Source organism: Pseudofrankia saprophytica, from assembly GCF_000235425.2.
In the GTDB taxonomy this organism is placed as follows: domain Bacteria; phylum Actinomycetota; class Actinomycetes; order Frankiales; family Frankiaceae; genus Pseudofrankia; species Pseudofrankia saprophytica.
The window spans coordinates 1,974,604-1,987,970 of the sequence record NZ_KI912266.1 but is presented as its reverse complement, the minus strand read 5'-3'; the positions used below and the strand labels follow the sequence as shown (position 1 = coordinate 1,987,970).

Annotated in this window: 8 protein-coding genes; 1 reads left to right on the top strand and 7 read right to left on the bottom strand. The window is 73.1% G+C overall.

Annotated features, from left to right (window positions below; genetic code table 11):
• Window positions 1–18: 18 nt before the first annotated feature.
• A complete protein-coding gene (locus FRCN3DRAFT_RS0208315) occupies window positions 19–648 on the bottom strand; it encodes a hypothetical protein (protein ID WP_007507568.1) in 630 nt (209 codons plus the stop codon).
• Window positions 649–1,017: 369 nt separating this feature from the next.
• Here FRCN3DRAFT_RS0208315 and FRCN3DRAFT_RS0208310 point away from each other — a divergent pair, with 369 nt between their 5' ends.
• Complete coding sequence (locus FRCN3DRAFT_RS0208310) at window positions 1,018–2,277, top strand: IS110 family RNA-guided transposase (RefSeq protein WP_007517014.1); 1,260 nt, start codon at window positions 1,018–1,020, stop codon at window positions 2,275–2,277.
• 31 nt (window positions 2,278–2,308) lie between these two features.
• Here FRCN3DRAFT_RS0208310 and FRCN3DRAFT_RS52800 read toward each other — a convergent pair whose 3' ends face one another.
• The 6 genes from FRCN3DRAFT_RS52800 to FRCN3DRAFT_RS43305 all read right to left on the bottom strand — a co-directional run bounded on the left by FRCN3DRAFT_RS52800 (window position 2,309) and on the right by FRCN3DRAFT_RS43305 (window position 13,342).
• On the bottom strand, window positions 2,309–4,222 hold the full coding sequence (locus tag FRCN3DRAFT_RS52800; RefSeq protein WP_007512247.1) for a hypothetical protein: 1,914 nt from the start codon (window positions 4,220–4,222) through the stop codon (window positions 2,309–2,311).
• 97 nt (window positions 4,223–4,319) lie between these two features.
• The gene (locus FRCN3DRAFT_RS0208300; RefSeq protein ID WP_007512249.1) at window positions 4,320–5,609 is read right to left on the bottom strand and encodes an AAA family ATPase; all 1,290 of its coding nucleotides are present in this window, start codon (window positions 5,607–5,609) and stop codon (window positions 4,320–4,322) included.
• Window positions 5,610–6,866: 1,257 nt separating this feature from the next.
• Window positions 6,867–7,838, bottom strand: a complete 972-nt coding sequence (locus FRCN3DRAFT_RS0208295) for a replication-relaxation family protein (RefSeq protein ID WP_007512250.1) — start codon at window positions 7,836–7,838, stop codon at window positions 6,867–6,869.
• Window positions 7,835–10,255, bottom strand: a complete 2,421-nt coding sequence (locus FRCN3DRAFT_RS0208290; RefSeq protein ID WP_232793967.1) for a type IV secretory system conjugative DNA transfer family protein — start codon at window positions 10,253–10,255, stop codon at window positions 7,835–7,837. The genes FRCN3DRAFT_RS0208295 and FRCN3DRAFT_RS0208290 overlap by 4 nt, the downstream gene beginning before the upstream one ends.
• 106 nt (window positions 10,256–10,361) lie before the next feature.
• On the bottom strand, window positions 10,362–12,272 hold the full coding sequence (locus FRCN3DRAFT_RS43310; RefSeq protein WP_007512252.1) for a VirB4 family type IV secretion system protein: 1,911 nt from the start codon (window positions 12,270–12,272) through the stop codon (window positions 10,362–10,364).
• Window positions 12,269–13,342: a PrgI family protein gene (locus tag FRCN3DRAFT_RS43305; protein WP_083401252.1), complete on the bottom strand. Its 1,074-nt coding sequence runs from the start codon at window positions 13,340–13,342 to the stop codon at window positions 12,269–12,271. Before FRCN3DRAFT_RS43305 ends, FRCN3DRAFT_RS43310 begins: the two co-directional genes overlap by 4 nt.
• Window positions 13,343–13,367 lie beyond the last annotated feature (25 nt).

The following is a 13,367-nucleotide window of genomic DNA, read 5'->3' as shown; positions in this document are numbered from 1 at the left end:
CGGAGGCGGGATTCGGGGTCAGGTGTTGGTGGACAGAGCGAGCGCGGTGCGGAAGGCGGGATCGGTGGCGGGCACGGTGTCGAGCGGGGGTGGCTGGTAGCGGCACAGCAGCCGGGCGACGGTGTGCTCATGCAGGCCGACGGTGGCGGTCAGCTGCCACCGGTGGCCGGCCCGGGCGCCGGCGCCGCGCAGCCCGGCGAGCCGCTGTACGAGGTGGTCGAAGGCGAGTTCGACGGCGAACGCGGCGTTCGGGAGCAGGATGTCGCGGTGCGGCCCGACGTCGGGGTGGTCGCTGTCGGTGTAGTTGGCGGTGTAGGCGCCGCCCCGGTCGAGGACGTCCTTGTAGAGCGGGGTGGACCGGCCGGGGGTGTCGGATGGTGGCGGGAGGTAGGCGAGTTCCAGCCAGAGCACCGGCACGAAATCATCGATCGTGATCGCGGCGGACACGTGCGTGGCGGACAGTTGGCCGTCGGTCAGCTCCAGCAGCTCGACGACCTTGTCGAAGGGGCGGCGGGCCTCTCCGACCGCGTCGACGACGCAGCCCAGTCCGCCCTTGCCACCGTCTGGCTGACCGTCGCGGTAACGCACGACCGTGAAGCGGCTGACCGTCTCGCCTACGACGGGCGGGACGTAAGGCTCGGATGTCATGGTGGCCTTCCTTTCAAGGGGTGTGATCGGCGCAGGGCGACGACGCGCCGCTGCAGCGCAGACATATGGGCGGGGTGGGGTCCCGTGGGCCCGCCTGCCCGGCCCGTGGTGGCCGGGCAGGCGGGTCCTGTGGGGGTTAGTAGCCCGTGCGCCTGACGGCGCACCCTGATCGGGTGAAAACTGTCTGTGGATCGTCTGGCTGACGTCGTGCCGCCTTGGCGCGTTCCGGAGCCCGTGGGTTAGTAGGACGCTGGGGATCTGATCGACAGGCACCCGGAACTGTTGCCTCGAGCACGTGAATCAGACTCTTGACCTGGTAGATCCCCGCCGGGCGGTCCGCCCCGGTCGGGACCAGGCGGGAGGTGCCACGTGGACGACGTGGTGCATGAGCGGTGCGCGGGCATCGACATCAGCAAGGGCGACGTGAAGGTCTGCGTCCGGCTGCCGGGGGCGGGCCGACGTAGGAAGAGCGAGGTCCGGACGTTCTCGACGATGACCCGGGATCTACTGGTGATGCGGGACTGGCTGCTCGCCGAACGGGTCACGGTGGTCGGGATGGAGGCGACCGGCTCCTACTGGAAGCCGGTGTTCTACCTGCTCGAACACGACCTGGAGTGCTGGCTGCTCAATGCCCGGCACATGAAGTCCGTCCCCGGGCGTAAGACCGACGTGCTGGACTCCGAGTGGATCTGCCGGCTCGTCGAGCACGGCCTGGTCCGTCCCTCGTTCGTGCCCCCGGAGCCGATCCGTCAGCTGCGGGACCTGACCCGCTATCGCACCGAGATCGTCCGGGAGCGGACCCGGGAAGCCCAGCGGCTCGAGAAGCTCCTTGAGGATGCCGGAGTCAAGCTGTCCCTGGTCGTCTCCGACCTGCTCGGGGTCTCCGCCCGCGCGATGCTCGAGGCGCTGATCGCCGGTGAACGCGACGGCCAGGTGCTGGCCGAGCTCGCGCTGGGCTCCATGCGCCGCAAGCGGACCATCCTCGCCGACGCGCTCAGTGGCAACTTCAACGAGCATCACGCGTTCATCGCCCGCACGATGCTCGACCGGATCGATGCCTGCCGCGCCACCGAGGCACGCCTCGATGCCCAGATCGACGAACAGGTCCGTCCCTTTCGCCGCCAGCTCGACCTGATCGAGACCGTGCCCGGCGCGAGCCGGCGCACCGCGCAGGTCATCCTCGCCGAGATCGGCGCCGACCCGGCCCGGTTCCCCTCGGCCGCCGCGCTGGCGTCCTGGGCAGGGATGTGCCCGGGCAACAACCAGTCCGGAGCCACCGCCCGCAACGGGCCGACCCGCCACGGCGACCCCTGGCTCAAGGCCGCCCTCGGCCAGGTCGCCGTCTCGGCCGGCCGCACGAAGGGGACCTACCTCGCGGCCCGTTACCGGCGGATCGCCGCCCGCCGCGGCAAGAAACGAGCACTGGTCGCTGTCGGCCACTCCGTTCTCATCTCCGTCTGGCACATGCTCACCACCGACCTGCCCTACCAGGACCTCGGCCCCGACCACTTCATCAACCGCCTCGACGACCGCGGCAAGGCCCGCACCGCCCGCCGACTCGTCGACCAGCTCGGCCAACTCGGCTACCACGTCACCCTCCAGCCCGCCCCCGTTCCGGCACCTGGGTGACGAAACGGGGCCGACTCACTGAGTTTTCGAATCAGGCGGTGCGTAGGGCGGTGACGGCGGCGCGGCCGATGGCGTCGGCGGTGGCGGCCGGGTCGGTGAGCCGGTAGGCGGTCAGGCCGCTCATCCAGCGGCTCAGGTGGTCGGCGTTGGTGAGCCACAGCAGGGCGCAGCCGGCGGCGGCCAGTCGGTCTATCCGGGCCCGGCCGACTGTCTGCTGGTAGTCCCCGGCGAAGATGCCGTCGGATATGACGACGAGCAGGCGGGCGCCGTCGCGGCGGGACAGGCCCAGGGTGGTGTCCAGGGTGTCGACGGCGCCGACGAAGTCTTCGGTCAGGTCTTCGGTCTGGAATTCGGTCACGTGGGTGGGGGCGCGGCCGGCGCGGGCAAGGGGGCGGACGTGTTGGCCGAAGATGACGGTGGCGCTGTGGGCGTCGGGTAGGTGGCTGGTGGCGCGGGCGAGGATCCAGGCGGCGGACGCGACCGGGCCGGCCGCCATCCGCATCGAGAGGGACACGTCGGCGGCGATCCCGACCCGTAGCGGCGGGCTGGGGGTGGTCCGCCGCAAGGTGCGGGTGAACGGTTCGGCGGTGGGGACGGCCCCGGCGGCGCGTTGCGCGTCGGCGGCGAGCGCCGCGCGCATCCGTAGCCGCCCGGGCGGCGTCGCCGACGTGACCGTGCGGGTGGTCGGTTCACGCCGGGCGGCGGTGCGAAGGGCACGGGCCAGCTGGCGGGCGGCGGTCTGTTCGCGCGCGGTGGGCGCCCGGCGGCCGGCGAGGTTGGTGTAGCCGTCCGCGAACCGATGATCATCGCTGACCTTTGACGCCCTGTCGGCGTGGCGCTTGGCGTCGGCGCGGGTCGTCCTTTCCGCTTCCCGGTCGCCACCAGACGGCCTGTCCGGTGGCTCATCGTCGCGGCGGTCGGCTTCGCGCACGGCGCCGAGCGCTTCGCTGACCGCCCGTGCCAACGGTGACGGTTCGCCTTGCGGCCCCGCCCCTTCGCCCGGCTGACCGGCGTCGGTAGCTTCGCCGGGGGCGGCGGGGGGCGGGTCGGGGTTGATCCCGCCGATGTCGCACCAGCGGCGCCCGAGAGCGACCATCGTGTCGGCGTCCTCGTCGCCGGTCCTCAGCGCTTCGCGCCACACTGTCTGCAGGTCGGTGAACTTCTCCTCGCCCAGGATGTCGGCGACCGCCGTGTGCACCTTCGCGGTTTCGTCGGCGTCCAGGACGCCCGCGTCCACCCGGGCCAGCAAAAGGGTCGCGGCCCGCGCGGCGTCGGCCGCCGTCATCCCCCACGCCAACGCCGGATAGGCAGCGGCCGGTGCGGTAGCCGCCGGATCCGTCGGGTCTGGCGGGTCTGGCGGGTCTGGCGGGGTGGTGGGGGCTGCTTCCGGACCCGGGGCTGCTTCCGGATCTGGGGTTGGTTCCGGATCTGGGGTTGGTTCCGGATCTGGGGTTGGTTCGGGGGTGGGTGGGGTGAAGTCGGCGAGGATGAGCTGGGTGATGGCCGTGCGTATCCAGCGCCGGCTGGTGGGCCGGCGGGCAAGGTGGGCGGCTTCGATCCGGGCTTCTTCCAGGATCAGCGCCGCTTCGGTGACCGGGGCCGGGGTGCCCGCCGGGGGCCGCCAGCGGGTGTGGTCGGCGTGGCTGGTTTCGTGCGCGAGCAGCCCCCAGACCACCGGGTAGCGGTCCCGGTCGGCCGGCCGCATCGGGTCCAGGCCGGTCGGGCTCAGCCCGTCAAGGTGGGTCGCGTCGATTTCGATCAGCCCGAGGTGGGGCAGGTAGCAGGCGGGCGAACCCCGGCCCGCGCCCGGGGCGCAGTTGACGATCACATCGTCGCGGTCGGTCAGGGCGGGCAGCGCGCCGGTGAGGCGGGCGGACAGGATCAGCCAGTCTTCGGGTAGTTCGACGATGCCGGTGGCGGTCGGGTCGTCGTGTAGACGGGTCATCACGGGCTCCCAACAAGATCGGATCAAGGGTGGGGCCGGCCCCGGGCTTTCACCGGGGCGGTGCGGGCGGGCGGGCCCGGGGCCGGCAGGGAGGGGGTTAAAGCTGGCGGCCGAGAGCGAGGGGGTTGATCGACTTGCGGTAGACCGTCTTGACCACGTCCGCGACGACGTCGCGGTCCTCATCCGGGGCCTGTCCGATCAGGTTCGCGGCGGCGACGTCCTCACCCAGGGCGGCGGCGACCTTCTGAAACGCGATCAGTTCCCGTAGCTGCGGCGCCCAGCCGATGCCGCCGGCTTCCCGCCGCCGGGCAAGGTCACGGGCGACGTTGACCGCACGGGGGCTGATCCGTAGGGCGCGGGCAAGGTCGTAGTCGGACGTGACTTTGATCTGCACCGCGAACCGCGACGACAACGCTTCGGTCAGCACCGCCCCGTGCACACCGGGGTTGTGGCCGCCGCACAGGTAGAACCCCGGCGCGGCGGTGATCGTTTCGCCTTTGTGGGTCTTGACCTGGATCTCACCCCGGCCATCCATCGCCGGGTATACGCAGGCCAACACCGCCGGGCTGATCAGCGTGGCGTCGTCGATGAACAGGCAGCGGCCCTCGATCATGGCGCGTACCAGCGGGCCGTAGACGAATTCGTAGCCACCGCCGGGGGCTTGGGTGTATTCCCCGAGAAAGTCACCCACGGTCGTGTCGCCGTCGCCCGCGATCGTGATCAGGTCGGGGTGCGCCGCTTCGACCAGCGACGTCTTCCCGGTACCCGGCGGCCCGTATAGAAGGACCGGCACCCCGGCGGCCCGAAGCTTGCGCAGCGCTTCCACGTCGGGCAGCCCGGCAAGCTGGCGGGGCCGGTAGATCCCCCCGCCCGGGCGGCGTACCGCCCCCGGCGGCAACGCCGGATCTGACGCTGCTGCCGGGCGGGGTGCCGGCGCGGGCGGGGTGTCCGGCGGGGTGGGCGGGATGGCCTTGGGTGTCCGTGGCCGGGGTGGTGCGGTCGGCTTCGGCGGGGCGCTGTAGGCGGCGGCCCCGGTCAGGCCAGTGGCACTGAACTTGCGCGGCTTGGCGCTGGTCAGCCGCGCCGCGCCATGAGCGGCCAACGTGTCCAGCGCGTTGCCGACCGCCCCGGACGACCGGCCAGCCAACGCCCGGGCGATGTCACCGGGCGTGTGCGCACCGGGATGAGACACCAGGAACGCGGCGACCTGACGGCGCAGCTCACCTGGCGACAGCCGGGGCACCTTCGCCGGCGGCGCGGCGACGTCCGGGGCCGGACCGGCCGGCGGCGCGGAAGGCGGGGTAGGTGCGACGGCGGCGGCCGGTGGATCAGAAGGGGGCGGGGGTGTGGGGTCCGGCGGGGTGGCCGGCGACGGCACGGCGCTCATGGGTACGTCCTCCCAGGCATGGATGTGGGGGTGGCGGGCAGGGCGGGGCGCGGGCGCGGCCGGTGGGCGGCGCGTCCGAAGGCGGGAAGGTGACGGTGATCAAGTGGCCCGGGCGGCGGGTCCGACCTGGGCAGGTCGGACTTCGCCCACCGTCCGGACCGGCCGGCGTGCGGGGACCGGGGCGGCAGGCTGGTAGCCGTCCGGCCCGATGACCGGGCACAAAGGTTCGCCGTCGCGGTGTGACCAGGGCTGGCGGACACGGCCCGCCACCACCGGCGTGGTCGGCGTACGTGGCACGACCGGCTCATCGCATTCGGGGCAGACCATGGTCACGGTCGCGGGCACGGCACACCTACCTTCTACCTACAGGGGGGCGGGAAAGGATTTCGGATTCGGGAATCCGGCGGGGAAAGGTCCTATGCCTTTTCGCCGTTCGCCGTGTTCCGTTTTCCGACACCACAAACGCTAGCTCGCCGAATCGGTATTCGGGAAGCCCCTTTTCAAGACTTTTTAGCCGAACTAACGAAAAGAGTCATGAAAAACGGCTTGCCCATTCATTCCGCGAGAGGTAGCCGCGTGCGCCCGGATAGAAAAGGGCGTAGAAAGTCATGGGAACTGCTTGCTGCCCGACGGGGCGGGCGGTAGCCTTTTAGCAAATGCCCACGTAGAAAGGCGGTGATCCCCGGTGCGACGCCACGCGATGAGCGCGCACGTCCGGGCGGTCGCGCCTTTCGACCGCGCCGCCGGCACGGTCGGCCACGCGGGCCCGTCAGGCCGACGTCCAGGCCCACGTGCGGGGCAGGGACCGGGCCGTAGGGCCGGGATAGCCGGCTGGGAAGGACACACGTGCGGCGGGCGTCCGCCCCGGTAGGGGTGGGCGCCCGCCGCACGTGTGTCCTTCCTCGTCGGCGAGCCTGGCCGGGCAGGTGAGCCCCCAGCGGGCCGCTGACCTGGGGTTTTGGCTGCCGATCCGTCCTCGCTCTTAAAGAGCGAGGGGTCTTTCGTGGGTCTTCCTTACCCCTATGGAGGGGTCTTTTCCGGCCCCGTTTTGTGCAGGGCGGCGCCGCCTCCGGCTGTCGGCCGTCGGGGCACGGCGTGCCGGGTGGACGCGGCCCGGCTCGACGCACCCGACGCGGCGGCCAATCCGCGCCGGCCGGTCCCGGGTTTCATGGTAGCGCCGTTCACGCATTCCCGGGACGGCTATTTTCCAACGTATTTAGCTCCTGGTTCTATCCGACGGAATGGCGAGGTGGGATTTCACGGCCGCGGGTCCGGTGGTCGGGGAAAGGGCGCATCCCGGTCGTCACTGTCGTCGTTATCTTCCGATTCCGCGTCGGGGAATGGGGCGGGGCCGGTGGGGGTGCCGTAGCGGTCGGCGAGCTGGGGCAGGGTGGCCCGTCGGGTGGCGTCCAGCGGTAGCCAGAGCGCCCGGGCCGCTTCCAGGTCGGCGGGTCCCTCTTCGGGCCGGGTCGCGGACAGGGGCGTCGGGCTTGCTGTGGCGATCGGAACGGTGCCGTGCGTGGCCGCGGTGAGCCGCGCTCGGAGGGCGATTTCCCGGCCTGCGGACGGCAGCCAGATCAGCAGCGGGCTGGCGATGCCGCTGGCCTCAGCGAGGCGGGCGTAGCCGGGAAGTTTGCCCATCACTTGAGTGAGGGATTCGCTGCCGGTGTCGTATTCGACGTGGAAGTCGAGGCGATGGGTGGGGGTGCGCCAGGTGCCGTAGCCGTCGGGGCGGACGAACGCTCCCCACAGCGCGGCGGCCCGTTGTTCCGACCACCAGACCGTCAGCCCATGGGCGGCGGGCAGGGTACGGCTGGCATGGGCCCAGGCGGTGAACAGGGTGTTGGTCCCGACGAGGTGCGCCAGGCGCGGTGAGGTGAGCAGGGTGAGCAGCCGGTCGCGGCGGTAGCCGAACTCCGCCGGCGTGACCCCGCGCTGCGCCGCGAGGATCCGGGCGCCGGCAGGGCCGAGGGTGTAGTGGTGCGGCCCGGTGGTCGGGCCGTAGTAGCGCCGGGCCCGGTCGAGGACCTCCAGACGGTGTAGCAGCGCGAGGCGGCTCTGGGCGGTGCGTGGGTTGGTGAAACACAGCCGGCTGATCTGCGAGCCGGTCAGGACCTGATGTTCTGCGAGCATCGTCAACAGCCACCGGTCGCGCGGGGTCAGCCGGCCCGCGACCTCCCACAGCAACCGATCCCCCGACGCCGACCGTGGCGCGCGGCGGGCCGTCATGACGACCCACCCGCCGGCCGGCGGCGGGGATCCCCCGCTGGTGCGGACGTGGGTGCGGCGGCGGCGGTGCGCTGGCGGGCGGCCTGGCGTAGCTGCCCGGCCCGGCCTGGAATTGCGGCACGAAGTGGCCGGGTCCGCAGGGTGAACGCCGTGGTGTCCGCGGAGTGCACGACGAGCCGGGCCGCGGCGGTGAACGCGGGGAGCCGGGCCAGGTCGTGCTCGGAGAGGACCGGTGCGGTGTGGCGGGCCAGGGTGCGGGCGTCCTGCGGCGAGCACGCGAACACGATCTTCGTGCGGGCGTTCGTGGCGAGCGCGTCCGCGAGCTCGGTCGGCAGCTGGCGCAGGTGCTGGTGGGCAAGGACGAGACCAAGCCGGTAGCCGCGGGCCTCGGCAAGCATGTCCTCGATCGACCCCGGCAACGTCAAGAAGTTCTGACACTCATCCAGTGCGACCGTCGCGTCCGGCCGATCATCGGGAGCGCGCCGCGCCCTGGTCAGGACGGTCTGCCAGACCTTCGCCAGGACGATCGAGCCGACGATCTGGCAGGCGTCCTCCCCGACGGTGCCCTTCGGGATCCGGCACAGCAGCAGCCCGCCGTGGTCGAGCACGTCGGTGAGATCGACCGTGGAAGGCCCCGCGGCCAGGGCCTGGCGGGCGAAGCGGCGTAGCAGCAGGGCACGCAGTTTGTTCAGCACCGGGCCGATAGCCTGGGCGCGGGCGCCGTCGGACAGCGAGGCGTACCAGGTCCAGAACCCGGCGAGGATCGGGTCGGTGATGCCGGCGGTCGCCTTGCGCCGGGCGGCCGCGTCGGTGAGCACGGTGACGACGTCGAGCAGCGTCGGCACCGCCCCGGCGGCGGTGTCTGGGCGGGTGAGCAACGTGAGGCAGGTCGCGCGCAGCAGGTCGTCGGTGCGGGGGCCCCAGCTGTCGGCCCAGATCCGGCGGAAGATCCCCACCAGCTGGTCGGTGGCCAGGTCCGGGTCGGCGCCGTCGAGGATGTTCAGACACGGCGGCGGGGCCTGGTCGTCGGGGTCGAGCAGCACGACCCGGTCGGCGACGTCGGCGGGTAGCCGGGCGAGCAGGTCGTTGACCAGGTCGCCCTTCGGGTCGATGACGACCGTGCCCCGGCCAGCCTCCGCGTCATCGAGGATCAGATTCGCCAACAGCGTCGACTTACCCGACCCGGTCGCCCCCAGCACATGGACGTGATGGCGGGCGTCGGCAACCCGCAAGCCGACGGGGCGGCGCCGCCCGGCGTCGGTGTCCCCGAGGATCTTCACGTCCGCGCCGTTGTGGGGGATCGCGGCGGGGGCGGGTACCGCCGCCGCGCCGGCCCGGGCCAGGCCCGGAACAGCGGTGTCCAGGGGAAGGTGCGCGAGCGCCGCGAGCTCGTCGACGCCGACCAGCCCGCCTCGCCCGAGCCGGCGGGCGGCCAGGGTCGGGACCGGGTGGGCCAGGCGGGCGCGGCGCAGGTAGTTGTGGCCGGAGTAGAGCGCGAACGCGGACGCCAGCGCGTGCGCCCGGCCCCGTAGCACCCGTGTCGCGGCCTGCGGGTTGGCGGGCTGGTGGATGGCGGCGGCGTAGAGGACGGTGACGGCGAAGCGGGGACCGATCGCCTTGACCCCGATCGCTCGGGAGGCGGCCGACTCCTCCGGCGAGGTCGGCACCCGGCCCGCCCGGGCCCCGGAGCGGGGCGGGCTATGCGGGGTCAGCAGGTCGAGAGCGTCGGACAGCAGCCCGGTCAGTGCGCTGGGGGGTTGGTGGCCGCGTTCGCGGGCGGCGTCGCGGCGGGCGGCGGCCAGCCGGCGGCCCGTCACCGGACGGACGAGGACCTGCACGACCGCAGTCTCGCCGTCGCCGAGGTCGGCCGCGGCGGACAGCAACGCCCGCACCGGATCCCCGCCCGAGTCGACGCGCAGCGGCAGGACGTCACGGCGGCCGAAGTACAGCCGCCCACCGACCGCCGCCGCGCCGCCGTCCAAGGGTGGGGTGGCGGGCTGGGTGGTGGTGCGGGCGCCGGGCCAGGCGGCCTGCACCGCCCGCTCCACCAGCCCCGGCGGCACCGGGCCAGGAACCCAGAGGCGAAACGCGGTCCCGGCCTGGCTGGCGACGATCTCCCAACCCAGGTGTGGCTGGCCGTAGATCAGCCGGGCCAGCGGCGGGCGCAGCAGCCCGGCCATCTGTCCCCAGAACGCGCCGGCCGCCTCCGACCCGACCTCGGGCGGGACCAGGACCTCCACGATGCGGGCGTCCCGCGTCAGGCGGGCGTGGCGCAACCGCGCCTGCACGGTGATCAGCACCTCGGCGAGCAGCACCACGGCAGCCAGCGCCGCCCCGGCTGCCAGCCGGTGGCCGCCGGCCAGCCAGTCCACCCACGACGCCATCGGGAACAGCACCCCAACCGGATCGTCAATCACCCGAGAGAAAGCCACCGGAAACGGGGGCGGGGGAAGGAAAGGTGGACCGGACACGACGGCCTCCACAAGCGTCGGGACGAGCAGCGGCAGGACGAGAGCAGGTAGGTCAGCAGGGGTCGGCGTCCTCGGCCGGCGGCGGGGCTGCGGCTGGGGATTGCCTGCGGACCCGGCGCTGCGACGCACCCGTCAGCTGCGCGGCGGGCCGCAGGAAGTCCGAAGAGCGGACGGCCTCAGACGGATCGGTTGTGATCATGGAATGTTCGGCGGCTGAGGCGACGGCGCGAAACGCCGCCCGCCGTCCAGGCCCGGCGAGCAGCAGCGCGTCCCCGGGACGGGCCGAAAGAAGGTGGGTGGTCTCGCCGTCGGAGAGCGCGAAGACGTCGGCGACGTGGCGGGCGGCGGAGCTGTCCTGACGCAGCAGGATGTGGGTGGCGGCGTTGGCGACCACCGCCCGGCCGAGGTCGTTCGCGAGCAGATCCGCCGCGTCCTGGGTCACCACGGCCAGGCCGGCCCAGTGCTTGCGGGCGGCCTTCGCGAGCTGGTGCAGAAACCGGGCGCCGGCGGGGTGGGCCATCAGCAGCCACGCCTCATCGACCACGACGAGCCGGCGGCACCGCCGGGCCGGGTCCGCGACGGTCCGCCAGATCGCGTCGAGGGTCAGCAGGGTGCCGGCGGCTTTGAGCTCATCAGGGAGCTGACGCAGCGAGTAGACGACGAGGTGTCCCTCGGGACTCACCGAGGTCGGGGCGTCGAACAAGGCCCGGTGGGTGCCCTCGACGAACGGACCGAGCCGGCCCGCCAGCACGGTCGCGGCCGGGTCGGGGTCGGCGGCCAGGGCGGTGGCGACGTCGCGCAGCAGCGGGGCCGGCCGGGTCCAGCTGGCCGGGTCGGCGGTGATGTCGGCGGCGCGGTAGGCGGCCAGGATCGCCCGGTCCAACGCCGCCCGCCCAGCCCCGTCCAGTCCCTCACCGTCGGAGCGGCCCGGCGGGTTGTCGCCGGTGAGCAGGGTGGTGATCAGGGTGTGGCAGAACAGCGCTCGGCGGGTGAGCAGGTCCGGGTCGTGGCGGGCGTGGACGGGCAGGTCGAGCGGGTTGAGGGTGACGCCGGGTGCGCCGAGGGGCAGGTAGGTGCCGCGGACGGCGGCGGCCAGCGGCGCGTACTCGTCTTCCGGGTCGACGACGGCGACCTCGACGCCCTGGTAGAGGGAACGCAGGACGTCGAGTTTGGTCAGGTAGGACTTGCCGGCGCCGCTTTGGGCGAGGGTGACCGAGTTGTAGTTCGGCTGCGCCCAGCGGTCGTGCGCGACGAGGCCGGCGGAGCGCAGGTTCGTGCCGTAGACGACCGGACCAGCCCCGGGCCGGTGCGGGTCGGGCAGCGGCAGGTCGGGGGTGGAGAACGGGAACCCGGCCGCGAGCGCCGCGGTGTCCATCGTGCGGCGCAACCGCAACAGGTCCGACCCGAGCGGCAACGTGGACGCCCAGCCCACCAGGGTGCGGAAGGTGGTGGGCTGGACCGCGAGCAGCAGGCTGTGCGCCAGCGCCGTGACCCGCGCCTTCTCCTCCGCGAGTTCGTCGGCTCTGTCGGCGTAGACGGTGGCGTAGAGCGCGAGGGTGAACATCTTCGCCTCACCGCGGGCCAGCCGGCCGGCCAGATCGGCGGCGTCGAACGTCGCCGCGTCCACCAGCGGATCGGCGAGCCGGCCCGAGGCGCTGTCGGCCCGGCGGCCGGATTCGAGGCGGGCGAGCTGACGGCGCAGCCGGACCGCGGCGAGCGGCGGTGGGATCGGCTCCACGTGCAGCGCGACGTCGAGGCGGCCGGGGTAGGCCAGCAGTGGCTCGAGCCAGCCTGGGCCGACCTCGCGGGGGTAGCCGACGACCGCGACCGTCGCCGCGTACGCCCCACCGACCTCTACCTGCCGTGCCGCGACCCGCAGGCCCGGAGGAGTCCACAGCAGCGGCCCCGCACTCGACGCCCCGCCGCTCTGCCGACGCGGCCGGCGCCGCGGTGGGCGGCTCATCGCTCGACTCCGGGCATCGGGTCGGACAGGTCCTGCCACCAGTCCCTGGACGGCGAGGGTGGTGGGCCGCTGATCGGACCGGTGGCGGTGACGGTGTCCGGCGACGGTGGGCTGCCGGGCTGGGCGAGGCCGGCGAGCAGCACGCTGACCGCCGCCGCATCCAGCACCCGCACCGTCACCCCAGCCAGACCCAGCAGCGCAGCTGCCTCCTCCAGCCGACGCAGCGCCCGCCCGGCCGCGGCCTCCACCCCGCCCCGGCCCCGAACGCCGGCCGGGAGGGGTTCACGGGCGGTGAGCAGGATCTGCCGGGCCAGCAGCGTGCGCCCGGCAGCCAGCTCGTCGAGGAAGTTGGCATGGTCGACGGCGGCGGCGGCCAGGGCCGGATCGGGCAGGATCCGTGCCTGGTCGCGTAGCCGGGTGATGTGGGGGGCGAGGCGGACCGGCGTGGCGCGGATGGTGATCTGAAGCGGGCCGGCCAGGGCGTTGAGCGTCCGGGCGAACGCGGTCGCCTTCGCCGCCCGCTCCGCGACCGACCCCAGCGTCAGGTTCACCCCGTCGACCTCGGCGAGGACCGCGACCCCGTCCGCGCCCAGGTCGAGGACCCCTGCCGCGTCCACGCTGGTCGCCAGCGGCCGGGCAGGCGCCGCAGCGCGGCGCGCGCTATCGACGTCGGGCAACCAGCCCGCCGCCGGCGCTTCACCGCCGACACTGCTGTCATCGGTGGCGGGGAGGTACAGCTTGGGTTCCCGGGCATAGGAGGCCGCAGCGGCCAGGTACCGGTCGGCAGGTAGCCCACCCCACCGGCCCAATGCCACCGCGATCCCCGCCCCGGCGACCGGCACGCACACCGCCGCGACCGCCGCCACCGGCAGGTACGGCGACAGCAACCAGAACAGGCAGACCGCCATCAGCACCGCCGGGGCGACCAGGGCGAGCTGGCGGACGGTAAGCCCGGCCAGCACCCGGTCCGCCACGTTGATATCGGCAGGGATACGTACCCGCGACCCGTCCACGCCGCCGGTAGGCGGCGAGGCCGAGAGGGATGTTGAAGGATCGACAGGGAAAGTCATCAAAGATCACCCACAGGGCAGGAGG